20 protein-coding genes are annotated in these 23672 nt (G+C 59.4%); 6 read left to right on the forward strand and 14 right to left on the reverse strand.

Annotated elements, in window-relative coordinates:
* Window positions 1-3: 3 nt before the first annotated feature.
* The 3 genes from FOY56_RS08455 to hemB all read right to left on the reverse strand — a co-directional run bounded on the left by FOY56_RS08455 (window position 4) and on the right by hemB (window position 4394).
* Window positions 4-2469: a penicillin acylase family protein gene (locus FOY56_RS08455; protein ID WP_146345402.1), complete on the reverse strand. Its 2466-nt coding sequence runs from the start codon at window positions 2467-2469 to the stop codon at window positions 4-6.
* A 158-nt stretch (window positions 2470-2627) separates the two neighbouring features.
* Window positions 2628-3203: a lipid-binding SYLF domain-containing protein gene (locus tag FOY56_RS08460; protein ID WP_146345403.1), complete on the reverse strand. Its 576-nt coding sequence runs from the start codon at window positions 3201-3203 to the stop codon at window positions 2628-2630.
* Window positions 3204-3395: 192 nt separating this feature from the next.
* Entirely contained in the window at window positions 3396-4394 is a 999-nt protein-coding gene (gene hemB / locus FOY56_RS08465) for a porphobilinogen synthase (protein WP_146345404.1), read from the reverse strand.
* A 116-nt stretch (window positions 4395-4510) separates the two neighbouring features.
* Here hemB and FOY56_RS08470 point away from each other — a divergent pair, with 116 nt between their 5' ends.
* Together FOY56_RS08470 and mfd are read left to right on the forward strand one after the other, a co-directional pair.
* The gene (locus tag FOY56_RS08470; RefSeq protein WP_146345405.1) at window positions 4511-5035 is read left to right on the forward strand and encodes a component of SufBCD complex; all 525 of its coding nucleotides are present in this window, start codon (window positions 4511-4513) and stop codon (window positions 5033-5035) included.
* A gap of 23 nt (window positions 5036-5058) precedes the next feature.
* Window positions 5059-8523, forward strand: a complete 3465-nt coding sequence (gene mfd / locus FOY56_RS08475) for a transcription-repair coupling factor (RefSeq protein ID WP_146345406.1) — start codon at window positions 5059-5061, stop codon at window positions 8521-8523.
* Here the strand turns inward: mfd and FOY56_RS08480 are convergent.
* The 6 genes from FOY56_RS08480 to FOY56_RS08505 all read right to left on the reverse strand — a co-directional run bounded on the left by FOY56_RS08480 (window position 8514) and on the right by FOY56_RS08505 (window position 15500).
* Window positions 8514-9809 carry a lysophospholipid acyltransferase family protein gene (locus FOY56_RS08480; RefSeq protein ID WP_246139448.1) on the reverse strand — a complete coding sequence of 432 codons (1296 nt, stop codon included), beginning with the start codon at window positions 9807-9809 and terminating at the stop codon, window positions 8514-8516. The genes mfd and FOY56_RS08480 overlap by 10 nt on opposite strands.
* 137 nt (window positions 9810-9946) lie before the next feature.
* On the reverse strand, window positions 9947-11608 hold the full coding sequence (locus tag FOY56_RS08485) for a hypothetical protein (RefSeq protein WP_146345408.1): 1662 nt from the start codon (window positions 11606-11608) through the stop codon (window positions 9947-9949).
* A 58-nt stretch (window positions 11609-11666) separates the two neighbouring features.
* Window positions 11667-12875, reverse strand: a complete 1209-nt coding sequence (locus tag FOY56_RS08490; RefSeq protein ID WP_146345409.1) for a multidrug effflux MFS transporter — start codon at window positions 12873-12875, stop codon at window positions 11667-11669.
* Window positions 12876-12971: 96 nt separating this feature from the next.
* Window positions 12972-13331, reverse strand: coding sequence for a potassium channel family protein (locus tag FOY56_RS08495; RefSeq protein ID WP_146345410.1), 360 nt, complete (start codon window positions 13329-13331; stop codon window positions 12972-12974).
* On the reverse strand, window positions 13328-13978 hold the full coding sequence (locus tag FOY56_RS08500) for a DsbA family oxidoreductase (protein ID WP_146345411.1): 651 nt from the start codon (window positions 13976-13978) through the stop codon (window positions 13328-13330). Before FOY56_RS08500 ends, FOY56_RS08495 begins: the two co-directional genes overlap by 4 nt.
* A 4-nt stretch (window positions 13979-13982) precedes the next feature.
* Window positions 13983-15500, reverse strand: a complete 1518-nt coding sequence (locus FOY56_RS08505; RefSeq protein ID WP_146345671.1) for a class I adenylate-forming enzyme family protein — start codon at window positions 15498-15500, stop codon at window positions 13983-13985.
* A 65-nt stretch (window positions 15501-15565) separates the two neighbouring features.
* Here FOY56_RS08505 and FOY56_RS08510 point away from each other — a divergent pair, with 65 nt between their 5' ends.
* Window positions 15566-16189, forward strand: a complete 624-nt coding sequence (locus FOY56_RS08510; RefSeq protein WP_146345412.1) for a helix-turn-helix domain-containing protein — start codon at window positions 15566-15568, stop codon at window positions 16187-16189.
* Window positions 16190-16216: 27 nt separating this feature from the next.
* On the opposite strand, the gene FOY56_RS08515 is transcribed toward FOY56_RS08510, so the two are convergent.
* Window positions 16217-16465: a hypothetical protein gene (locus tag FOY56_RS08515; protein ID WP_146345413.1), complete on the reverse strand. Its 249-nt coding sequence runs from the start codon at window positions 16463-16465 to the stop codon at window positions 16217-16219.
* Between the two features lie 111 nt (window positions 16466-16576).
* Window positions 16577-18394 (reverse strand): ABC transporter substrate-binding protein, encoded by a 1818-nt coding sequence (locus FOY56_RS08520; RefSeq protein WP_146345414.1) that lies wholly within the window; start codon window positions 18392-18394, stop codon window positions 16577-16579.
* 330 nt (window positions 18395-18724) lie between these two features.
* Here FOY56_RS08520 and FOY56_RS08525 point away from each other — a divergent pair, with 330 nt between their 5' ends.
* The 3 genes from FOY56_RS08525 to FOY56_RS08535 are packed head-to-tail and all read left to right on the forward strand — an operon-like array spanning window position 18725 to window position 20863.
* Entirely contained in the window at window positions 18725-19498 is a 774-nt protein-coding gene (locus FOY56_RS08525) for a 3-hydroxybutyrate dehydrogenase (RefSeq protein WP_146345415.1), read from the forward strand.
* The gene (locus FOY56_RS08530) at window positions 19495-19836 is read left to right on the forward strand and encodes a pentapeptide repeat-containing protein (RefSeq protein WP_146345416.1); all 342 of its coding nucleotides are present in this window, start codon (window positions 19495-19497) and stop codon (window positions 19834-19836) included. Before FOY56_RS08525 ends, FOY56_RS08530 begins: the two co-directional genes overlap by 4 nt.
* Complete coding sequence (locus FOY56_RS08535; RefSeq protein WP_146345417.1) at window positions 19829-20863, forward strand: patatin-like phospholipase family protein; 1035 nt, start codon at window positions 19829-19831, stop codon at window positions 20861-20863. Before FOY56_RS08530 ends, FOY56_RS08535 begins: the two co-directional genes overlap by 8 nt.
* Window positions 20864-21074: 211 nt before the next feature.
* Here FOY56_RS08535 and FOY56_RS08540 read toward each other — a convergent pair whose 3' ends face one another.
* The 3 genes from FOY56_RS08540 to FOY56_RS08550 all read right to left on the reverse strand — a co-directional run bounded on the left by FOY56_RS08540 (window position 21075) and on the right by FOY56_RS08550 (window position 23634).
* Complete coding sequence (locus tag FOY56_RS08540) at window positions 21075-21752, reverse strand: DUF502 domain-containing protein (RefSeq protein ID WP_146345418.1); 678 nt, start codon at window positions 21750-21752, stop codon at window positions 21075-21077.
* Window positions 21753-21829: 77 nt separating this feature from the next.
* Entirely contained in the window at window positions 21830-22744 is a 915-nt protein-coding gene (locus FOY56_RS08545; protein ID WP_146345419.1) for a pseudouridine-5'-phosphate glycosidase, read from the reverse strand.
* Complete coding sequence (locus FOY56_RS08550) at window positions 22741-23634, reverse strand: PfkB family carbohydrate kinase (RefSeq protein WP_146345420.1); 894 nt, start codon at window positions 23632-23634, stop codon at window positions 22741-22743. Before FOY56_RS08550 ends, FOY56_RS08545 begins: the two co-directional genes overlap by 4 nt.
* Window positions 23635-23672: the final 38 nt, after the last annotated feature.

Raw genomic sequence — 23672 nt, forward strand, 5'->3', positions numbered from 1 at the left:
CGCTTATGGCTCGGGGATCAGTTGGGTCACGCCGACAGCGGCCGCGCGGGCCAGGTTTTCGTCCAGTGACATCGGAATGTATTCGCCACGCCGCCACAGTTGAGCCAGGTCGTCATAGTGGCGCGACAGGAAATGGCCCGATTGCCCGGTCGAAGTCACAAAAACCGAACTGTCCGGATCGGCAAAATCATAGACACCGCGATACCCGGCACCGTGCACGTTCTGGAACGGATCCGGGCCCTCGCCCGAGGTCCGGCCCCTTTGCAGGGTATTGTCCCCGCCGCTGGTGGATTGGCGGATGTTGACGAAATACCGCAATACGGGAACCTCGCCCAAAATCGGGTGATCATGGGTGGCCTGATGCGCATCGCCCCAGCGCAGGGATTGAAGTGCGGTGCCGAAATTGTCGCCGATCCAGACCAGCGCATCGTCCAATGCCAGCCGCGCCATATCGGTACAGGTTTCGGCCGGCGCACTTTGGCGGACGTCGCACCAGACAGATGCCCCGCCAATATCGCGGTACACACGTTCAATGAACAGCGGTTCAACATGCTTGAACTCGCCAGCGAGCGGACCAAGTTCATCCGCGATCAGGCGATTTTGCAAAGCTCGCAGCCACGCCGCATAGATCAGAGGTTCGGGCAGATGTTCGTTCATTTCGCCGTTCCACTCGGCCAGCAGAGACAGGGCAATCTGGCGCTGGCGGTCAGGTGTTCCGTCAGCAGCGGCTTCGCCCGTGAACCACAGATCAGCGCCGATCAGCGGCAAAAGAGAGCGTGCGGTAAAGCTGACCGGGTCCAGTTGCGCTTCGATAAAGCTGTCGCGGGTATGGACCTGACGGGACTGCATCAGACGCTGCCAGCGGTGGATACGCTGCGTATCGCCCCAGGAATAGGACACGTGGCTTGGAAACGGGCGTTCGAGGATCTTGTTGTTGGTGTTGCCCAAGATCCCGCCGCGGGGGGCCAGAAACTGCGGATTGGCGGCATAGGGCGCGCGGCCCTGCCAGCGGTTTTCGGTGCGCCAGCCTTGCGACGGCATGCGCCCCTTGCTTTGGTGGCGCGGATCACGGCGCGGGGTAAACCCGATGGTCTTCATCGCGATGGTTGAGGTGTCGACCAGCGACAGGTTCATGGAAGGGGCAAGATAGCCTTCGCTGACGCGGATGGCGTCTTGCACGGTATCTGCCCGCATCACGCCGATGGCCGCCGTCATCGAGGTGTCCTGCGCACTCAGCGCCGCCCAATTGACGGTGGCGACATGTCCAGCCGGTGTGACCGTGTCGAGCTTGAAATGACTGCCGGGCAGAACGGGGCCATTTTCTGTCCACCGCAGCGTCAGGGTGATCGGGGGTTCGTCACGGATCTGTATGATCGAGGGACGGTTTTCGAAGGGCTTGTAGCCCTGAGGGGTCAGGTATTCTTCGGGGGTCTCGGGATTCAGCTGCTCGATATAGACGTCCTGATCGTCGAGATATGAAGACGTTACGCCCCAGCCCAGTTTCGCGGACCGGCCCGTCAGAATGACCGGCATCCCCGGGATGGTCGCGCCGATCACGCCGCCGGTCGCAAGCTCCAGCCGGGCCAGATACCAGACCGACGGCGCGGTGAAGCCCATATGTGGATCGTTGGCCAGAAGTGTCCCCCCCGAGGCCGACCGTGTGGGCGCCGCGCTCCACGCGTTTGAGGCTCCGGCCAGGCCGCGTTTCGGAAACGGTGACAGTGGGTCATCCGGCATCGGCGTGCCGCGGGCAAAACGTGGCAGATCCGGGAACAGTGCGGCATATTCGGGCAGCGCGGCAATACCTGTGCCCGGCGCGTCTGGCAGGATATCGCCAAGCCTGTCTTCGTTTGCCAGCATCAGAGAGGTTCTGGCGCGCAGGACTTCGTCTTCGAGATGACCGCTGAGTTGCAGGGCCATGAGTTTCACGATCGCCAGAGAGTCACCGGGTTGCCACGGCGCGACCGGCGCGTTGAACAAGAACATCTCGGGCGCGCCGCGCCCCAGCGCCTTATCGTTGATTTCGGCCAGACGGGCGTTGACCCCGGCAGAATACGACTTGAGCGCGGCTTGCGTGTAATCGTCCTGCGACGGCACCGATTGCACTGCCAGCCGATAGATATCAAGGCGGCGCAAAAGCTTGTCGATGGCAACGGTACGGGTGCCAAAAACCTCGGACAAGCGGCCCTGTGCGGTGCGCCGCATGATGGTCATCTGCCACAGACGGTCCTGCGCATGGGCATACCCAAGGCCGAAAAACACGTCCGGGTCGGTATCTGCAAAGATATGCGGAACATTTGCGTGATCGCGTACGATTTCGACCGGGGCAGTCAGGCCCTGAACGCCGAGCGTGTTGTCATAGTCGGGCAGCGATTGACTGGCCAGGTAATAGGCCAGCACAACGCACAGCACCACCAGTGCTACCAATCCGGCGGTGATCCGCAGCAGCCAACGGAAGACTAACCCCATGTCGATCCTGTTCCCGATCCGAGTGTGCCCGTTGGCAAGGCCACGGTTGGCCGTAACTTATGCCATGTCGCGACCAGGTTAAAGGCGAAGCAAAGGAAAGGGCCGTCGCCGATTTCACGGCGCGGCCCTTTTGACTGTCTGCCCTGACGGATCAAGGTCTAAGGAATGATGCGGGTGTATTTGGTGCCTTCCAGCGTTGCGCCGACGCGCAACCCGGCCTGTCCGAAGATCGCCGCCAGAACCGGCGAGGTCAGCGTATTGGTGTCCGCCGCCAGCGAGTCACCCTTGTCGCTCACGACATATTCCAGATCGGCCCCGGCGGCCCAACCTGCTGAGCGACGGAATTCGCCCAAAGCGTCATCGGTCATGAAAAACAGAACGTGTGCATATTGCTGCGCACCGATCTGAAAACCTGCGCTGCCTTTGACGGTGGAATAATAGTCGACGGTGACTCCGTTCACCCGCAAGGCACCGCGCCCGTACGCACCGCCAAACCCAAACCCGGCTTCGGTCACAAGCGGCATGATCAGCATGCCGGTCGATTTCTCGGCCAGTGTCACCGTGTTGGGAAATTCGTCGTACATCTGGTTCAGCGTTGCATCGACGCGGGCATCGATTGTCGCGGCGTTGGTGGTACCAACGCCGTTGCCGCAAGCGGCCGTCACGGCCAGACCCGCGATTGCTGTCAAGGCGAACCCGCGACGGGTCAGCCGTTGAGTGGTAAGACTGCTCATGTTTTTGTGCCTGTTTTATACCTGATATGGCCAGTTAGCCCGACCTTGCCGAAATACATACGCGGATCGCGCGACTCTGTCACGGCCCATGCACAGGGTTTCGGCGAGTTATCGCTTTTTTTCACCGCAAAACGGCAAAGGTCGCCACCGATTGGTGCCGCCTAACGGAGCCGACTTGTTGCGCTGATCATGTCAGCCGTTCAGCAATCGGGCGGCTTCAGGCGCGAAATAGGTCAGCACACCGTCACAACCCGCCCGCTTGAAACACATCAGGCTTTCCATCATGACCTTTTGACCATCGATCCAGCCATTTTGCGCGCCCGCCTGTATCATCGCGTATTCGCCAGACACCTGATAGGCAAAGGTCGGAACCCCAAACGTGTCCTTCACTTTGCGGCACACATCAAGATAAGGCATGCCGGGTTTGACCATGACCATGTCCGCACCTTCGTTCAGATCGCGCTGGATCAGGCGCAGAGCCTCGTTCCCGTTGGCCGGGTCCATCTGATAGGTGTTCTTGTCGCCCGTCAAAGCGCCCGATGCGCCAACCGCATCGCGGAACGGACCATAAAACGCGCTGGCGTATTTGGCGGAATAGGACAGGATCGTCACGTTCTGATGACCTTCGGCTTCCAAGGCCGAGCGCATAGCGCCGATCCGGCCATCCATCATGTCACTGGGGCCAATGATGTCGGCACCCGCTTCGGCCTGGGCCAGAGTCATCTTGACCAGTGCCTCGACGGTCCGGTCATTGACGATTTCGCCGTTTTCGACAAACCCGTCATGGCCGTTGATATTATAGGGGTCCAGCGCCACATCGGTCATCACGGCCATGTCCGGTACAGCATCCTTGACAGCCCGGATCGCACGGTTGGCGATATTGTCGGGGTTCCAGGCCTCGGCGCAATCTTCGGTGCGTTGTTCAAGCGGCGTGTACGGAAAGATGCAGATCGCCGGGATACCAAGGGCATATGCCTCTTTCGCGGCGTCTGCGATTTTGTCGACAGTGCGCCGCTTGACCCCGGGCATCGACGGCACAGGTTCTTCTTCGCCCGAACCGTCACGCACGAAGACAGGCCAGATGAAGTCCGCAGGGCTGAGCGAGTGCTCGCGGACCATCGACCGAATGGCCGGAGTTTGGCGAACGCGTCGCGGACGGGCCGCAGGGAACGGAGCGATTGTGGGTTTCATCGGCAGACTCCTTGAACAATTCCTCATTGGGTGGCATGGAAAACTGCCACTCACAAGAGTATCAAACGCCGCTATCAAGCTTCGCGGTGAAACAACGGGCAAAAAGGGCAGGGCGCTTGGACTGGTATACCTCGATTTTCGAGCTGATCGATATGCGGTCTTTTTCGAACCTGTGGTTCTGGATCGCACTGGCCGTGGCCTGGTCTTCGGCCAGCCATTGGGTCCTTGGCGTGCCTTATGACATGGTTACACGCGCGCGCCGCGTTGGCGGACAGGCCGAAACCGACCTGGAAGATATTGCGCGCGTGAACACCAACAGGATTCTGTATATCGCGCGGGTCTCGGGGATTTGGCTTTTGGGCGCGACCTGCTTTGTTCTGACAGCTCTGGCGATGCTGGGCTTTCTCTATGGGATCGAATTCGCGCAGGCGGTGTTTCTGCTGGGCTTTCCGATGTCACTGGTAGGTCTGGTGGGCCTGTCGGCCGCGCGCAAGATCGAAGCTGGCGAAGCGCATGGCGAACCGCTGTGTAAGCGTCTGACCCGGACCCGGATCTATACGCAGATGATCGGCACGTTGTCGATTTTTGTCACCGCGCTTTGGGGCATGTACCAAAACATGTCGATTGGCGTTCTGGGATAACCGGCGCAACGAAAGGGCAATCCATGACGGCAGCAACCCATATCACGGTGGGCGGCGCCCCCGAGGGCTTTGACGCACGTCTGATTCTGCGCGAGATTGAACAATCGGGCGGTCCGGTCTGTCATATCGCCCGAGATGACAAGCGGATGGAGGCGATGCGCGCCGCGCTGGCCTTTTTTGCGCCCGACATGCCGGTCTTTGTGTTTCCGGGCTGGGATTGCCTACCTTATGACCGGGTGTCGCCCAACCCGGACATTTCGGCTGCGCGGATGGCAACGCTGGCGGCACTGGTGCACCAGATGCCCGAGCGATTTGTTCTGCTGACAACACTGAACGCTGCAACGCAACGCGTGCCTGCGCGCGCGGTTTTGCGCACATCGGCGTTTTCCGCGCAGGTCAATCATCGCATTGACGAAAAGGCTTTGCGCGATTTCCTCGTGCGTATGGGGTTTTCGCAAAGCCCGACGGTGATGGAGCCCGGCGATTATGCGATCCGCGGCGGCATCATCGACATCTATCCACCGGGTGATGGCGGCCCTGTGCGGCTGGATCTGTTCGGTGACGTTCTGGACGGGGCGCGTCGTTTTGATCCTGCCACCCAGCGCACTACTGAAAAACTGGACGTGGTCGAACTGGCCCCGGTCAGCGAGGTCATTCTGGATGATCCGGCGATCACGCGGTTTCGTCAGAATTACCGTTTGGAATTTGGCGCCGCCGGAACCGACGATCCGCTGTATGAAGCGGTCAGCGCCGGGCGAAAACATCAGGGTATCGAACACTGGCTGCCGTTCTTTCATGATCAGCTTGAAACACTGTTCGACTTCCTGCCGGACGCTGTGATTTCGCTGGACGATCAGGCCACCGCGTCGCGTCTGGCCCGATGGGACAGCATCGCAGACCAGTACGAGACAAGAAAACTGGCGATGGTCGCAAAATCCCGGATGGATACGGTCTATAAACCGGTCCCGCCTGATTTGTTGTATCTGGACGATGCCGCGTGGGAGGCCGCTGTGGCCAACCGTCGGATATTGCAGTTTCACCCGCTCGCCCAGGCCTCGGGGCCCGGTGTGGTGGATGCGGGCGGGCGGATCGGGCGCAACTTTGCGCCTGAACGACAGCAGGAAACCGTCAGCCTGTTCGGTGCTTTGGCAGATCACATCAAGACCCGGATGGACAAGGGTCCGGTGGTTGTCGCGTCTTATTCTGAAGGCGCGCGCGAACGTCTGTCGGGTCTGATCGAAGACGAAGGTCTTGCCGAAACCATCGCCATCCCGAATGGCACCCGCATTGGCAAACGCGGGCTGCATCTGGCCGTCTGGGCATTGGAACACGGGTTCGAAACGCCGGACCTGACCGTCATTTCCGAACAGGACGTGCTGGGCGACCGGTTGATCCGAACCACGCGTAAACGTCGGCGCGCCGAGAATTTTCTGACCGAAACGCAATCCTTGTCGCCCGGCGATCTGGTCGTGCACGTGGATCATGGCATCGGTCGGTATCACGGGCTTGAGGTGATCACGGCCGCCGGGGCTGCGCATGAATGTATCAGCCTTGAGTATGCCGAAAGCTCGCGGTTGTACCTGCCGGTCGAAAACATTGAGCTGCTGTCGAAATACGGCCATGACGAAGGGCTGCTTGACCGATTGGGCGGCGGCGCGTGGCAGGCCAAGAAGGCCAAGCTGAAAGAACGCATCCGCGAGATGGCGGACCGGCTGATCCGCGTGGCGGCCGAGCGGGCGTTGCGCACCGCTCCATCGCTGGAGCCCGAGCATCACGCGTGGGAGGCCTTTAGCGCGCGGTTTCCGTATGAGGAAACCGACGATCAGATGCGTGCCATCGCCGATGTGATGGAGGACCTGTCAAGCGGGTCGCCGATGGACCGTTTGATTTGCGGCGATGTCGGCTTTGGCAAGACCGAAGTCGCCATGCGCGCGGCTTTTGCAGCCGCCATGTCGGGCGTTCAGGTGGCCATCGTCGCGCCAACCACGTTGCTGGCGCGCCAGCATTACGCCAGCTTTGCCGAACGGTTTCGCGGTTTTCCGGTCAATGTGCGCCAGTTGAGCCGGTTCGTCAGCTCGGCCGAGGCGCAGAAAACCCGCGAGGGCCTGGCGCGCGGCACGGTTGATATCGTGGTCGGCACCCACGCCCTTTTGGCCAAATCGATCCGGTTTCAGAATCTTGGCCTTTTGATTGTCGACGAAGAACAGCATTTCGGGGTCAGCCACAAGGAACGGCTGAAGCAGATGCGCTCGGACATTCACGTGTTGACGCTGACCGCCACCCCGATTCCGCGCACGCTGCAATTGTCGCTGTCGGGTGTACGGGATCTGTCGATTATCGGCACACCTCCGGTCGACCGGCTGGCAATCCGCACCTATGTCAGCGAATTCGACGCGGTGACGATCCGCGAGGCTTTGCTGCGCGAACATTATCGCGGGGGACAAAGTTTCTATGTTGTCCCGCGCATTTCGGACCTGCCTGAGATTGAGGCGTTTCTGAAGGATCAGGTGCCAGAAGTCAGCTATGTTGTTGCCCACGGTCAGATGGCAGCGGGCGAGCTGGATGACCGGATGAACGCATTTTATGACGGCAAGTACGACGTGCTGCTGGCCACCACGATTGTCGAATCCGGTCTGGATATCCCGACGGCAAACACCATGATTGTGCATCGTGCGGACATGTTCGGGCTGTCGCAACTGTATCAGATCCGTGGACGTGTAGGCCGGTCCAAGACCCGCGCCTATGCGTATCTGACAACCAAACCGCGGGCCAAACTGACGCCCGCCGCCGAAAAACGCCTGCGGGTTCTGGGGTCTTTGGACACGCTGGGGGCCGGATTTACGCTGGCCAGTCAGGATCTGGATATTCGCGGCGCCGGCAATCTGTTGGGCGAAGAACAGTCTGGTCAGATGCGCGATGTCGGGTACGAACTGTACCAATCGATGCTGGAAGAGGCGATTGCCAAGATCAAGGCCGGCGAGTTGGAGGGTTTGAGCGACGGCGACGATCAATGGGCGCCGCAGATCAATCTGGGCGTGCCGGTTCTGATCCCGCAAGACTATGTCCCCGATCTGGATGTGCGCCTTGGCCTGTATCGTCGCCTGTCATCGCTGTCGACCAAGGTTGAACTGGAAGGTTTTGCTGCAGAACTGATCGACCGGTTTGGGAAATTGCCTAAAGAGGTCAACACCTTGCTTCTGGTTGTTCGCATCAAAGCCATGTGCAAACGGGCCGGTATTGCCAAGCTGGACGGAGGGCCGAAGGGCGCCACAATCCAGTTTCACAATGATAAATTCGCTTCGCCCAAAGGGTTGGTTGAATTTGTGCAGGCCCAGAACGGTCTGGCCAAGGTCAAGGACAACAAAATCGTGGTGCGCCGCGACTGGAGCAAGAACAGCGACAAAATCAAGGGCGCCTTTGCGATCGCACGGGATCTGGCCGAAAAGGTCGTGGCCGAGAAAAAAGCGAGGAAGGCCGCTCAATCCTGAACCGGGTCAGGCATGTCTTCGACAAGGGTTGCAAGGTCTTCCAACTGCTGTAAGGCATCCTTGCGCATCGCCTGCAAGCAGCCCTGCAATGCTTTGTCTTTGCTTAGTTTTCGCCAAGCGCGCACGTCGTGGAGCCAGCGTGTTGCGCGATCCGAAACGTTCAATGTGACCGGTAAGGCTGCGGGCCCGGAGATCAGCGTGACCAGACCCACCACCCAGCCAAAACACAGCCCCGCAAGCAGGCCCTGCAAGCACCAGAAAAACGGAGCAAGAGCAATGGTCGGGAACACCTGCCATGTGGCTCTTTGATCCGGATCACGCCGCAACGCCATGGTTTTCACGACGCCAAAAGACAATAAGTTCAACACAGTACCGACCACTGCAACCGGAAACAGAAGCAACAGGCCACCGGCGGACGACATCAAAAAACGGCGCCAGTCCGAAGCCGAGGCCTCGGCACCAATGTGGACATCACGCATACTGTTCTTGCGCAGGGCAGCATCATAGGCGGCAAAAGACGCCCACGCGGCGGCAGTCTGTTTCGGGTGTTCGGCGCGCAACCAATTATACCGTTGTACAAAGTCCCGCCGCCGTTCAGCCGTGATGACCAGGGCCGGTTGGTCGGACAGGGTCGGATGCGGTGTTTCCCACAACTCGGCCGCCCGTCCAACCAGACGCGCAAGGTCGCGGTTTTCATAGTTCTGGGTCACATCCAGCATGGCGCTGTGAATGGCTTGCGTCAAAGCCCGGGTCGACGCAGCCTCGCTTGATCTGTCTACAAAGCTGGCGACAGGAATGGGTGTGCCCAATTCCATCAATGCGCGGGATCGAAACCGGCCTTTCGCGTCATAACTAAGCCCGATGGGCACGATCGACACGCCCGGCGATGGGGCCTCGGCATGCGCACGCAACGCCAGACGCGCCGTACCGCTTTTCAGCGGTTTGACGCGGGGTTCATCATGGCTTTCGCCCTCAGGAAACACAGAAATCATACCACCTGCGGCCAGGAGGTCGGTAGTGGCGGCAAATGTGGATCGGTTCTTTTGAGCGGAACCTGCAATTTCGGAGCGTCGATGAATTGGGATGACACCGGCCATATTCATGATCGGTATCAACGGCTTATAGGCCCAAATTGTACTGGCGACGATCAAGCGAGGGATGCGGGGAAGAAACCCGCTGACCATGGCGCCATCGACAAGGCTGTTGGTGTGGTTGGCAACTACAACCACGGGGCCGCTGGTCGGCAGGTTGTGCAGGCCGACCACATCGACCTGACGATAAAACATCTTGAGCACGCTACGGGCCAACCATTGCAAAAAGTGGTCAGCCAGTGGGCGTGGCTCGGTTGTTCGTCCACGAGGTTCTGCGCGGTCGCGCAGAGAGGTAGAATTGTACTCAGTCACTTAGGTACTCGGTCAATTGGTTATTCGGCGGCTGTCATCGCCGCCTGGGCACAGGCACATGAGGCCGCAACGCGGTCGGCCCGGGCCTGAGCCAGATCCAACCGTTGACGGATCAGAACGATTTCGTCTGTTTCGCCGCGCGCGTCAAGACAATCGTGCAAGCCTTTGAGGCTCCACACATTATCTGGGTGAATCGTCGCGCGCGACAGGGATCCGCCCAATCCCAGATCCTCGCGGTAAACCGCTTCGGCCTCGTCCACGTGGCCCTGTTCCAGCAACAGTGCGCCAAGCGCATGACGGGTGGGCTGCATCCAGCCCCATGGTTCGTCATAGGGCAGATTGTCATCCAGTTCGACGGACTGGCGCAGATGGGCAAAGGCCACGTCATGGTTGCCTTTGCGATACTCGATCTCACCGCGCAGCATTTCCCGTGCGATTTCAAGCAGGTCGACAACGCGATTGTTGTGCATCAACCGGGTGTCCGGCACGCGGGATTTCGCGGCAAGGAACAGGGCTTCTTCGGCTTCGGCGCGGGCCACGTCACCGGTGGCGGCGCATCCAATAGCACGGGCATAATGGGTTGTGGCCGTCAGCGTGCGGTACAGATCCTGATCTTGGGGCAGATCCAGATCCATCGCCTCTTGCCATTTACCAAACCGGATCAGGATATGCGGCCCCATGGCCATGTAGCTTTCGAAATAGTCCGCCATCGGAGGCGACGGAATACGCAACATCGCTTCCGGGACGGTATCGAACATACCCTGATTTGCATCCAGCGCGGGCTGCATTTGTCCAAGGAAAAGAGCACCATAGATCACGAAGTGATAGTCATGCTGCCGATAGCCGGTGTAAATATTGTAAGCGCCTTCGCGTTCGAAATACTTCAGGTCCGCCTCGACCGCTTTCTGGTTCCAGTAGACGGTGTTGTGATAGTGGCCACACAGCACGTCAATATGGGTTGGCATGTGCACCAGATGCCCGGCATCGGGAACAAGGGTGCGCAACACGTCGCCCGCCTTCAGCGCCTTTTCGGGAAACGGCGACATTTCCATCAGATGCACATAGAGATGCAGCAGGCCCGGATGCGACATCGCCCCGGGCTGGGTGTCCATCGCCAGTTCAAGCACATCCTGCGCTTCCAGGGTGGCCGCGCCTTCGGCGGGGTGGCCTGATTTCAGATCCCACATTTTCCATGGGGTCAGGTTCAGCAACGACTCGGCATAGATAGTGCGCAGGTCAAGATGATCGGGGACCTCGGCAAACGCCGCCCGCATGGCATCTGCAAAATCATGGTTCCACGGGTGCATGTCGTCGACGATTTCGGTCTGAGGATAGCGCGCCTGAACCGCCCGGATCAGGGCCTGTTCGGCCGGGGTGCAGGTTTCAACGCGCGCAAGTGCTTCCCGTGCGGCCTGATGCGCGGTTTCCAGCGCTTTCGCCCGTCCGGCATCGTCAAACAGGTTCCACGGCATGTTGTAGTTCGGGCCAGCCGCATAGGCGACGCCCCACCACGCCATTGCGCAGTCGGGGTCATGCTCCAGCGCGCGACGAAAACAGACGACAGCCTCTTCATGGTTATAGCCATATGTCCAGATCAGCCCGCGGTCGAACCAAAGCTGCGCCTGTTCATCCGACGTGCTGACCGGGCAGCTATAGCGTCCAAGATCGTAATAGGTGTCCATGATACAGCCCCCTCGTTTCACACAGTCTACCGGAGGTTGGCGTTTCAGGCGACCAAGATCATACCGGCAGGCGATCTTCCACCCGGGCCATGTGCCGCATCAGGCCGTATCCGATGCAGGACATGATCAGAATGCCAAAGCCCAAAGGCAGCAACGAGCCATTGAACAACAACCCGACGGGCGCGGCGATCAGGATGGCGCCAACGGTAGCAACGGCACCGATAACGGATGCGGCCGTACCGGCGATGTGACCCATGGGTTCCATCGCCATGGCGTTCAGATTGCCCATGGTGGTGCCCGCGATGAAAAACACGCTGGTTTGCCAGACCACGAAACAGGCGAAATGCACAGGTTCAGACAATGGAAGCGCTTCGAGTGCCAGCATCAGGGCCGAGAGTACGATTTGTGACGCCAGCGACCACGACACGATGCGACGCATGCCTAGCCGGATGACGAGTTTCGCGTTCAGCAAACTGGATGTGCCCGAGACCAGAGCGACAGCGCCGAAGATAAAGGGGAACGATTCGGCCTTGTCAAAAATCACGTCATAAACCGGCTGAACCATGGTCAGCATCGTGAAGAGAATGCCCATGGCCAAGGTCTGGACCATAATCGACAACCGGACGGTGGGGTGACGGGCGATCTCGGCGGCAGCGGCGGCCAGCAGGGCCGGGCGAATGGGGCGACGACTTTCACGCGGCAAGGTTTCCGGCAGGCGCAGACCCATCCAAACCAGGACGATCAGCGAGAACAGGATGAAGGCCAGAAAGATGCCACGCCATCCAACCATCGCAATGATCCCGGCCCCCAACAGGGGCGCGAAGGCCGGAAAGATGGTGAATATCATCATGGCGATCGACATGATCCGGGCCATGTCACGTCCCTGGTACAGATCACGGATAATGGCCAGCGCAACAACACGCGGTGCCGCAGCCCCCAGACCCTGCAACACGCGGGCCATCAGCACGACTTCCAGAGACTGGCTGACCCAGGCCAGCGCGGCCCCTGCGATGTAGATGACCGATCCAAAAACGATGACGTTCTTGCGGCCAAATGCATCCGAGATCGGCCCAACCACCAAGGTTCCGGCGCCCATGCCCAATACGAAAGACGTCAGGATCAACTGCGCACGGTTGACGTCACCGGGGCTGAGTTCCTGAGCGATTTCCGGCAAGGCAGGTAACATCGCATCCAGAGAGAATGCGATTGTGGCGAACATCATCGCAATCAGGGCGATGAATTCGGCTTTGGACATACGATCTGACATGATGCCTCTGCGTGGGGATGACCTGAGGCCGCTACCACGGCAGATCACGCGGGCCAACGGCCGCTACGCACACTGGGGTGTGTGAAAATTCAGGGGTCAGCTGTCTGGCGGATCGTCGCGATTCGCCGCTTGCTGTTCTTTGGGCTCTTGCTGATGCCCAAGCCGGGCAACCAGCCATTCGGTATGCTCTTCGCGTTTGCGCATATGGTAAAAGGCAAACTGCTGGATCGCGACGGCAAAAACGCCCAGCCCGACAAAGATCAATGCCGTGGTTGCCAGCTTGCCAACAATTGTGGCGGGGACAAGCTGCCCATAGCCGACGGTCGAAATCGTGACCATCGTGAAGAAATAGCTATCGATCCACGACCAGCCTTCCACAATGTGGAAAAACACCGTGCTACCTGCCACAACGGCAAGCAGACTTACGATGATGGTGCTGGGCTTCAGCTTGATCACGAGGCGATTTGCTCTTGTATTTCACCGATCACCTTTTGCCACAGCTCGGTCGACTGTGCACCAGGAACCGCATGTTTTCCGGCAACGATGAAGGTCGGGACCGAGTTCACGCCAGCTTCGCGGCTGGCCGCGTCGCGATCGCGGATGTTCTGTTTGTCTGTGTCCGAGGACAACAGCTTCATCACAACGGCTGCATCCATGCCGATTGTGTCGGCAATGTCGCCCAGCACTTCGGGGTCGCCAATGTCACGGCCATCTTCGAAATAGGCCTTGAACAGCTCATCCACAGCTTTGCCCTGCAGACCTTCGATACCGGACCAATGGATCAAACGGTGTGCATCCAACGTGTTGGGGGTTCGTTTCATGGCTTCGAAATCGATGTTCAGCCCGGTGGCCTCGGCATGCTGCACGACGGGCGCATAGGCCCGCACAGCGCCGTCTTTGCCGCCAAACTTGCCTTCAAGATAGGCGCGCCGATCCATGCCGCCTTCGGGCATGTCCGGGTTCAGCTGGAAGGGATGCCATTCGATGACGAACGGATGATCCGGGACCGCCGCAAGCGCGCGGTCCAGATTGGTTTTACCGATAAAGCACCAGGGGCAGATCGGGTCGGACAGAATATCAAGTTTGACAGGCTGGGGCGCCATGGGGTCAGGCTCCGATAGTGAAGTAGGCAGGCAGGGCGCGGCGTATCAGTTTGCCGTTTGCGCCCGCTGGCATTTCTTCGAGATGAATGTAAGCGCGCGGCTGCTTATAGCGGGCAAGCCGTTCACTGGCAAATTGTGTCAGGTCTGCTGTGTCGAGTGGTGCAGGACCCGTGTAAAACGCGGCGATGATACGGGTGTCTTCCTTGATTTCGACATCCGTGACGCCGACCGCCGTTATGCCGGGATGGGCAATCAGCGCGGCTTCGACTTCGACCGGGGACACGCGATAGCCACCGGCGTTCATCATGTCGTCGTCGCGGCCCAGATAGGTGATCTGGCCATCGATGGTCATTGCCCCCTGATCGCCGGTCAGAAACCAGTCACCGCGCATCCGCGTGGCGAATTCTTCCGGCGCGTTCAGATAGCCCAGCATCAGGCCGGGGTCGTCGCGGTGCACGGCGATGGTGCCTTCAGCGCCTTGCGGCACGGGTTGGCCATCGTCATCCACAATCGCAATGCGACGTCCGTTTTGTGGTTGGCCCAGTGCATCACTGCGGGCCGGATGAATCGGGCTGGACGAGATGAAAGTCGAACATTCGGACATGCCATACGCTTCGTGCAGCTCGGTCCCGCTGGCGTCTGTCCAGAGTTCATGCAGATGGCGCGACAGCTTTTCTCCTGCACACAGGCCATGGCGCAGGTCGGGCAGGTGCAAGGTGGTGTTTTCTTGCAGAATCTTGCGGTAAACCCCTGGTGCGGCTGCAAAAATCGTTGCCTTGTGGTGGCGCAGAAGATGCGGGAGCGATCCGATGTCGGTGCCGGGTTCCGGGATCAGGGCGGTCGCACCGATGGTCCATGGGTCCATCAAACCGGTGCCCAGCGTATAGGTCCAGTTGAAGGCGCCAGCATGGCACAACCGGTCTTTCGCGGTCAGCCCGTACCAGCCATCCACCATCATCTGACGCGCCCAGATCGCCCGATGGGCATGGGCCACAGCACGCGGTTTGCCCGAGGTGCCCGATGTGTAAACCACGTAAGCCATCCGATCCGGATCGCCCATGGCCCACTCACAGGGCGGCAGGCTGCGCATCGCGTCCAGCGCTTCAAGTCCGATCTGGTTTGGGTGATCGGCGCAGGCCACAGCCGGATCGCGCAGGATCGCCGACGGGGCCAGATCGTCGATCATCTTTTGCGTTTCAGGCGCGGTCAGTTGGGACGATGTCGGCACCGGCACCAGACCGGCAGCAATCGCGCCCAGATAGGCAATCGGGAATTCGACCGTATTCCCCAGCCGCATCAGAATGATCTGGCCGGGCTTCAACCCGGCCTGTAACAGACCGGTCCCGGTACCGCGCACGGCCTGTTCGAGCTCGGCAAAGCTCCAGTCATCCGAGCCGGCAGGGCGCAAAACCGACAGGGCAATCTTGTCCGCGTTTTGCTGCGCGCGGCCCAAGACAAACGCCGCCAGATTGAACGGCGCAGGGCAGGGCGGCGGGGCGCCATGATCAAAGATAGACAACATGATGCCGTGGCTATCCTGCCTTTGCACACGTTGCAAGATAACGGCATCAGACATATAGAACCTCAATGACAACGCGCGATCCCAAATCGATAATCCGGATAGCCCGCGATGGCGGGCAAGACGTCGAAGTTGAGCCGCTGGACCTTGGCGTGCGGGTGCGCGAACTGCGCAAGGCGCGCGACTGGACGCTGGAGCAGGCGGCCAATCAGGCCGGGCTGGCCCGATCTACGCTGAGCAAGATCGAAAACGGGCAGATGTCGCCCACTTATGACGCGCTGAAGAAGCTGGCCGAAGGCTTGCAGATTTCAGTGCCGCAGTTGTTCACACCTCCGCAACGCGATCAGGTGAACGGGCGCATGGCCGTGACGCTGAATGGCCAAGGGGCTGCCCATGCCACGGCGACCTATGAACACGAACTGCTGGCCGAAGCACTGACCAAGAAACTGATGCTGCCCTATCGGGCGCGGGTTCGGGCGCGGTCGATGGAAGAATTTGACGGCTGGGTGCGCCATGATGGAGAAGAATTCCTGTACGTTCTGACAGGGGTTATCCGGCTCTATACCGAGTTCTATGAACCGGTCGAAATGCGGCGCGGCGACAGCGCGTATTACGATGCCACGATGGGTCACAACGTGGTGTCGCTTAGCGACGAAGATGCGACGATCCTGTGGGTCACATCGCTGGGCTAAGCTTGGCGCGGGCAGGGTTGGTTGAGTTCAGTCCGCCGTTGCGGTTTCCTGCTGCGCTTCGCGTGTGAGTGTTTCGATGTACAGAAAGTCGCGAAATTCTTCGCGGGCTTCTTCGAGTGAGAGTTGATGCGTTTCCGCCAGATGCGCCTCAAAACGGTCCCGGTCCTGTTTCAGAAACGGCATTGAGCCATCATCCAGATTTGGAAACCGTGTTTTGATACGCGAAAAAGCTGACGCCCAATTCTGAGTCAGGTCAGTCCAGTCTATAATCCCCATGAGCATTCCTTGTTGTCTGTGACAAAAGTTGGCGAACGCTCCTCCCCACGGGCAGGCTAGTTACAAAAGTGTTAACCACTTAGGTGACAAGGTGTCGCAGACCGGGAAGGGTTAATCTTCTTCGTACCACCAGACCTCGGGCATGAACTCAATTCCGTCTCCCGAAATCGGCAACCGGTCGGGAAATTTCAGCTGACGCGCGTGGGCGATCCGGCCGACATCGAACCGCCAGATCGGGATCACGTATCGGCCGGCCGTAAGGATGCGGTCCAGCGCGCGGACGGCGGCAAGGAAATCCTCTTGGCTTTCCGAAGACAGCATCGCATCGATCATCGCCTCGGCGGCAGGAGAATCCATGCCCATCAGGTTGCGCGACCCCGGCGTGGTGATGCCGTCGCGCCCCCAATACAGGCGCTGTTCGTTGCCAGGCGACAGTGACAGATCCCTGCGGAACGTTGTCATGTCGAAATCATACTCGGCCTCACGCGCAGTGAATTGGGCGTTGTCGACCTTTTCGGCCTGGATTTCGATCCCCAGCCGCTCAAGCGCGCGGGCATAGATTTCGACGACGCTCAGCATGTCGCCTGCACCTTGCCGCATCAACACGTTGAACGTGAACGGGTCGCCATCCGCATTGCGCAGTAGGCCATCCTGCACTGTCCATCCCGCGTCGTTCAGCAGGGCCATGGCAAGGCGCAGATTTTTGCGATTGCGCGCCGTGCCGTCGCCAACGGGCAGGACATATCCCTCAAGCGTGCCCGGAAGCACGGTGTCGGCAAAGGGGGCAAGCAGCGCCTCGACTTTGTCCGTGGCGGGCCCCGGCAGCATCGCAAGATGCGAGTTCGAGAAATACGAACTGATCCGTGACTGCGCGCCGCCCGTCACCGTGTCGTTGATGTATTCGAAATTGAACGCCAGGATCAGCGCCTCGCGGACGCGCCAGTCATCAAACGGCGCGCGGCGGGTGTTCATCACGAAGCCGGTCATGCCGCTGGGGCGTGCATGCGGGATTTCGGTCTGGACGATATCGCCGCGTCTGGCGGCTGGAAAATCGTACTGCGTTGCCCATTTCTCGGCGTTGAATTCGCGGAGCGCGCTTAACTCTCCGGCTTTGAACGCTTCGAACATCACAGTCTGGTCACCGTAGAATTCCAACCGGATTTCATCGAAATTGTTGGTCCCGCGTCGCAAGGGCAGATCGGCCCCCCAATAGTCGGGATTGCGCTTCAGCGAGACGCTGCGCCCGGGATCGAATGAGTCCACCATATAGGGACCGGTGCCCATAGGCACGTCAGGCAGGCTGGATTCTGCAAAACTGCGACCCTCCCACTGGGCCTTTTTCAGGATCGGGCGCAAAGCGGCAATCAGGGCAAGTTCGCGGTTGTCGCTGTCAAAATCAATGCGCACGCTGCGCTCGCCCGTCTGCGTGATGGCTTTGATCTGGTTCCACAATCCGCGATACCGCAGATGCCCTTCGGTGCCCAATGTTTCGTACGACCAGATCACATCTTCGACCGTAACCGGGCTGCCATCCCAGAATCGGGCATCATCGCGCAAGGTGAATTCGGCCCAGGACCGGTCGGGCGGGATGTCGACCGATTCGGCCAAAAGGCCGTAAAGCGTGAAAGCTTCATCCCGGGAGCGGCCCATCAGGGACTCATATCCCCAGAACCTCCATTGCCAGGGAACGGTGCCTTTTGACACGAATGGATTGAGTGAATCGAAGCCACCGGTATTTCCAAACACGATTTTGCCGCCCTTGGGCGCATCGGGGTTGGCATAGGGCAGAGACACAAAATCCGGTGGGAGCGCGGGCTCACCATACATAGCTATGCCATGTACCGATTCTGCAGACGCAAAACCTGTGGACAAAAACGCCGTGACTCCGGCGATCAGAGCCCGTCTTAGGGGGAAATAAACTGGGCGCACTTTGGCAACAATCCTGCTCTGGCCTTATTTTGTTGGATGCATTGTTACTGCGGGATTCTCATAGATTCAAACTTTTAGCTTGGATGCCGCGAGGGAATTGCTTATAAAGGACCCACTGCTCGATAGGTTTCTTGCCTGTATGAAACCTGCCTCAATAACTTAACGCCAGCTTCGTGCTGGCGTTTTTTTTTGCCCAATGTTCAGGCAAAGCGGGTGGTGATGTGAAGAACATGTCACACCTTTCGGCGGAGTTTCGCGACCTTTGTCGTTTGACATGTCAGAACAGATTGGCAGGGTGCGGACAACATCGAAACGCTAGGAGAGCACAGCATGTCATTGCAGGGTAAAACCGCCGTTGTCACGGGGTCAAATTCAGGGATCGGGCTGGGCGTCGCATGGGAACTGGCAAAGGCCGGTGCAAATGTGGTGCTGAATTCGTTCACCGACCGCGACGAAGATCATGAACTGGCAAAAACCATGGCCGCCGAAACCGGGGTCGAGGTGCGCTATATCAAGGCAGACATGTCCAAAGGGGCAGAGTGCCGGGATCTGATCGAACAGGCCGGGGCGTGTGACATCCTTGTGAACAACGCGGGCATCCAGCACGTGGCACCGATCAGTGAGTTTCCGGTCGACAAATGGGACGCAATCATCGCGATCAACATGAACTCGGCCTTTCACACCACCGCCGCCGCACTGCCCAAGATGCGGGCCGCTGGCTGGGGCAGGGTGGTCAATATCGCGTCGGCCCACGGTCTGACCGCGTCGCCCTTTAAATCGGCCTATGTGTCGGCCAAGCACGGGGTTGTCGGCATGACAAAGGTTGTCGCCCTGGAGACCGCGCAGGAGCCGATCACTGCCAACGCGATCTGCCCGGGCTATGTGCTGACTCCGCTGGTCGAAGCGCAGATCCCCGATACGATGAAAGAATACGACATGAGCCGCGAAGACGTGATCAAGAACGTCATGCTAGAACGCCAGCCATCGAAAGAGTTCGCAACGGTCGAACAACTGGGCGGCACCGTCGTGTTTCTGTGCTCAGACGCTGCAACCCAGATCACCGGAACAACAATTTCCGTCGATGGCGGCTGGACCGCGCTATGAGTGATGAACCCGAAGCCGGTCGTGACAAGCTGGTCATCGACAACATGTTCCTGTGCGGGTCTGCGTTCAGCCGCGTCAGCCTGAAGGACGCGACATTTCGCGATACCCATCTCACGGGTGTTCGGTGCGACGACGTCAATGCGACCGGCATTACGTTTGACAATGCGAACCTCAGCGGGGCGACCTTTCACAACGTCAACCTGTCCGGCGCCACGATCATGAATGCCAATCTGCGGGGTCTTGCGGTAACGCAGGCCAATATCACCGACATGACGATTGATGGCATCAAGGTCAGCGATCTGATTGCCCTGTGGGACACCCATAACGGAAATGGCTAAGCCAAAGCAAATCAACCTCGCCCTGCAAGGTGGCGGGGCGCATGGGGCCTTTACCTGGGGCGTTCTGGACCGTCTTCTGGACGAAGACGATATCGAGGTTGCCGGGATCACCGGCACCTCGGCAGGGGCGCTGAACGGAGCCGCCTTCAAGGCCGGAATCGTCAAGGGTGGGCGTGACGGCGCGCGCGAAAACCTGGATTGGTTGTGGGGTCGCATGGGCGCAGTGGGTGACATGCGCATGAACTATTGGATGGGGTTTGTCGAAGCCGAAAAAATGGCACAGACGATTGAGTATTCACTACCGTATTCCGTTGCCGGACTGTGGTCGCAACTGGTGTCGCCCTATGCCTATGGTCCGTTCTACAAGAACCCGTTGAAGGACATCGTGGATGAGTTCGATTTCGACACCATCTGTGCCGATCAGGGGCCACAGTTATTCGTTTGTGCCACCAAAGTGAAATCCGGCAAGATCCGGATTTTCAAGGGGGACGAGATTTCGACCGACGCGATTCTGGCCTCGGCCTGTTTGCCCAGCGTGTTTCAAGCCGTCGAGATCGAAGATCCTGACACTGGCGTCTCCGAGGCGTATTGGGATGGCGGCTATACCGGCAATCCGGCGCTGTTTCCCCTGTTCAACGCGGATCTTCCCAAAGACGTTGTGATCGTGAACATAAACCCTCTGGAACGCGAGGAAGTGCCTGTCACGCCTCAGCAAATCCAGAATCGGGTGAACGAAATCAGCTTCAATTCGTCCCTGTTGCGCGAGCTGCGCGCCGTGGCATTTGTTCAGCGCCTGCTGGACGACGGCACCTTGCGCCCGGGCCGGATGAGCCGCGTTCTTGTGCACATGATTGCCGACGATCCTTTGATGAACGACCTGTCCATAGCGACCAAGATGGTGCCTGCACCGATGGTTCTGGCCCGCCTGAAAAAAGCCGGGCGCGCGGCTGCAGATACGTTTCTGGCAGATCACAAAGCAGATCTGGGCACCCGGTCTTCCGTGGATCTGGCTGCGATGTTTGGCTGACACGCCGCGCCCCGAACCGAGGGGACCGGGGCGCGGCTGGCCTTGCGTGACCTCTGGGAGGAGGGTGCGTGCAGGCTTGTCGGGTTCAAGATAGTTTTCTCATTCATGTGTCAAGGTGATCTGATCAATGCAGGTCACTATCGGGCACACATGGCTGCAAATTCCGGGCCAAACGGTCACGAGATAGACATGGGTGACGACAAAAGACGCCTCAGGTCGGCGGTGTCGTCGGGTCTTTTCCGTTCGGATAAACAAGCCCGGCTGAAATCACCAGTTTGGCGGCCTCTTCGATGCTCATATCCAACTCGATCACATCTTCTTCGGGAAAGAACAGCAGAAAACCAGACGTCGGGTTAGGGGTCGTTGGAATGAAAACGCCAAACAACCGACCACCAGTTTCCGCCCGGTCCGAGACTTCGCCTTTGGCCACGGTCGAAATAAACCCGATCGCCCAGATCCCGCGGCGCGGGTATTGGACCAGACAGGCTTTCTCAAAAGACCGTTCGGATTGCGCGAACACGGTTTCCGAGATCTGTTTGATCCCGGAATAGATCGACCGCACCACCGGCATCCGGTTCACAAGACCTTCGGCAAAACTGATCAGCGAACGGCCAATTATTCCCTTGGCGATCCACCCGACAATGACGGTGAAAACAAGGAAAAACACTACGCCGACACCGCGCAGGTTGATACCAGTGTATTCTTCAGGGTTGAACCGGTCCGGCACCAGCGGCAACACTACACCATCGATCCAGCCCACCGTGGCCCATAGCAACCAAATGGTCAGGCTGACAGGCGCAATAACCACGATCCCCGTGAAAAAGGACGAGCGCAATCTGGAAAACAGACCGGGACCGCGAGGCGGTTTTTCATCAAATGGGGTGTTCATTTTTTTCCCGTGTGAGCCGTCTGGAACTTAGGCGGTAACCGGCAGGTCTACAATGGGGTCTGGTCGCTGTTGCGACATCAGGCACACAAGCTGCTCAAGGACTGAGCAATTCCGGCCGCCAACCGCGCATTGTTTCGAACCAATGCGATATTTGCCGTAAGCGAGCGCCCCTCGGTGGCCTCAAATATCTCCTGCAACAGGAACGGCGTGACCGCCTTGCCGCTGATCCCCTGTACGTCCGCTTTGGCCTGCGCCGCTGCGATCACCGGGGCAAGTGTTTCTGCCGCGATTTCATCGGCTTGCGGGACGGGGTTGGCGATTAGTTGCCCGCCCGGCAAACCCAAAGCGACACGCATACGATGGGCGCGGGCAATCTGATCGGCGCTGTCCATCCGCAGGGGCGCCGCAAAGGGTGACGTAGCCGACCAGAACGCCGGAAAGCTGTCCTGCCCCACCGAAATCACCGGAACGCCAAGTGTTTCAAGCACTTCCAGCGTTTTGGGCACATCCAGAATTGCCTTGGCGCCGGCGGCGACAACGGTCACCGGTGTCTGGGCCAGCTCATGCAAATCTGCGGATATATCAAAGCTGTGTTCGGCACCCTTATGTACGCCGCCGATCCCGCCGGTGGCAAAAACCTCGATCCCGGCATGGTGCGCGGCGATCATGGTCGCGGCAACGGTGGTGGCACCGGTCCCGCCGGTCGCCAGACACGCCGCAAGATCGGCGCGCGACAGCTTGGCCACGCCCTTGGCTTGGCCGAGGCGGTCAAGCTGATCCGGGTTCAGACCGATATGCAGCCGCCCGTCCAGCACGGCAATGGTGGCCGGAACTGCACCGGCTTTGCGAATGTCGTCTTCGACAAGCCGGGCGACCTCGACATTCTGCGGATGCGGCATCCCGTGCGTGATAATGGTGCTTTCCAGCGCCACGATAGGCAGGCCAGTTTCTTTGGCGCGAGCGGCCTCGTCTGAATACTGCAGGTCGATCACAGCGGTGTTTCTCCTGAAACATAGGTGGCAGCGGCTTTCAGCGCGCGATTTAAGGCGGCTTCGCGGTCATCGCCTGCGGCTTCGGCAGCGATATGGGCGGCCATGAATGTGTCGCCCGCCCCGGTGACGCGGGTCACCAAGACTTCGGGCGGGGGCAGATTGATAATTCCGTCTGCGGATCCTTCGGCAGCCGGGTTGCCGCCATCCGTGACCAACGCGCGCAGCGCTCCGCGATCCAGCAACCCTTTTGCCGCATCGCTCGCTGTCGAAAACTCGCACTGACACAGCAATCCGGCCTCTTCGAGGTTCACATACAGCGTGGCACGGGCGTGGGTCAGAAACGGGCTTAGCCGTTCGGCTTTCCCGGGCGAGGCCGGAGCAACGCGCAGATCGGCCCGCGCAAATGCCGGGCTTAGGGCAATATCGTTCAGCAATGGCAGTTTCAGGTTTCCATCCAGCGCGATCAACCCGTCATAAGGGGCCGCTGCCGTGCCAAGCGGGCCATGTTCCAAAGGGGTAAGGATCTTGGCATCCGCCGCTTCAAGCGAATGCGCATCTGCGATGGCCGCGATCAGGCCATTCGCGCCTTCAACGGCCATATAGCGGTCAGTCGGCAAGTCTTCGGACCGATAGATATGATCTGTGTTCATCCCCAGACGCTGACAGGCCAGCACCAGTTCGTCGCCCTCGGCGTCACGCCCGATGGCGGTCAGCAAAGTTGGCGTCATGCCAAAGCGGGCCAGCGTCATGGCGATGTTCATGGCGACACCGCCGGGCAGGCGGGTGATGCGGCCCGGTACGTCCGACCCTTGCCGCATATGGCTGGCGGATCGCCCGATCACGTCCCACAAGACGCTGCCGATGCAAAGGATTGGCGGAAACGAGTTCATGGACAGGTTCTGCCTTCTATCCCCGAATGGTGCAAGCG

The sequence above is a fragment of the Falsiphaeobacter marinintestinus genome (assembly GCF_007923355.1).
GTDB classification, from domain to species: domain Bacteria; phylum Pseudomonadota; class Alphaproteobacteria; order Rhodobacterales; family Rhodobacteraceae; genus Phaeobacter_A; species Phaeobacter_A marinintestinus.

What these genes read in the sequence shown, in the direction of transcription:
- FOY56_RS08550 (WP_146345420.1), bottom strand. Translation starts at nt 23,634, where the DNA reads ATGAACTCGTTTCCGCCAATCCTTTGCATCGGCAGCGTCTTGTGGGAC.
- FOY56_RS08530 (WP_146345416.1), top strand. Translation starts at nt 19,495, where the DNA reads ATGAGTGATGAACCCGAAGCCGGTCGTGACAAGCTGGTCATCGACAAC.
- FOY56_RS08490 (WP_146345409.1), bottom strand. Translation starts at nt 12,875, where the DNA reads ATGTCAGATCGTATGTCCAAAGCCGAATTCATCGCCCTGATTGCGATG.
- hemB (WP_146345404.1), bottom strand. Translation starts at nt 4,394, where the DNA reads ATGAAACCCACAATCGCTCCGTTCCCTGCGGCCCGTCCGCGACGCGTT.
- FOY56_RS08480 (WP_246139448.1), bottom strand. Translation starts at nt 9,809, where the DNA reads ATGTTTTATCGTCAGGTCGATGTGGTCGGCCTGCACAACCTGCCGACC.
- mfd (WP_146345406.1), top strand. Translation starts at nt 5,059, where the DNA reads ATGACGGCAGCAACCCATATCACGGTGGGCGGCGCCCCCGAGGGCTTT.
- FOY56_RS08515 (WP_146345413.1), bottom strand. Translation starts at nt 16,465, where the DNA reads ATGGGGATTATAGACTGGACTGACCTGACTCAGAATTGGGCGTCAGCT.
- FOY56_RS08500 (WP_146345411.1), bottom strand. Translation starts at nt 13,978, where the DNA reads ATGGCGCCCCAGCCTGTCAAACTTGATATTCTGTCCGACCCGATCTGC.
- FOY56_RS08455 (WP_146345402.1), bottom strand. Translation starts at nt 2,469, where the DNA reads ATGGGGTTAGTCTTCCGTTGGCTGCTGCGGATCACCGCCGGATTGGTA.
- FOY56_RS08510 (WP_146345412.1), top strand. Translation starts at nt 15,566, where the DNA reads ATGACAACGCGCGATCCCAAATCGATAATCCGGATAGCCCGCGATGGC.
- FOY56_RS08540 (WP_146345418.1), bottom strand. Translation starts at nt 21,752, where the DNA reads ATGAACACCCCATTTGATGAAAAACCGCCTCGCGGTCCCGGTCTGTTT.
- FOY56_RS08485 (WP_146345408.1), bottom strand. Translation starts at nt 11,608, where the DNA reads ATGGACACCTATTACGATCTTGGACGCTATAGCTGCCCGGTCAGCACG.
- FOY56_RS08525 (WP_146345415.1), top strand. Translation starts at nt 18,725, where the DNA reads ATGTCATTGCAGGGTAAAACCGCCGTTGTCACGGGGTCAAATTCAGGG.
- FOY56_RS08535 (WP_146345417.1), top strand. Translation starts at nt 19,829, where the DNA reads ATGGCTAAGCCAAAGCAAATCAACCTCGCCCTGCAAGGTGGCGGGGCG.
- FOY56_RS08505 (WP_146345671.1), bottom strand. Translation starts at nt 15,500, where the DNA reads ATGTTGTCTATCTTTGATCATGGCGCCCCGCCGCCCTGCCCTGCGCCG.
- FOY56_RS08460 (WP_146345403.1), bottom strand. Translation starts at nt 3,203, where the DNA reads ATGAGCAGTCTTACCACTCAACGGCTGACCCGTCGCGGGTTCGCCTTG.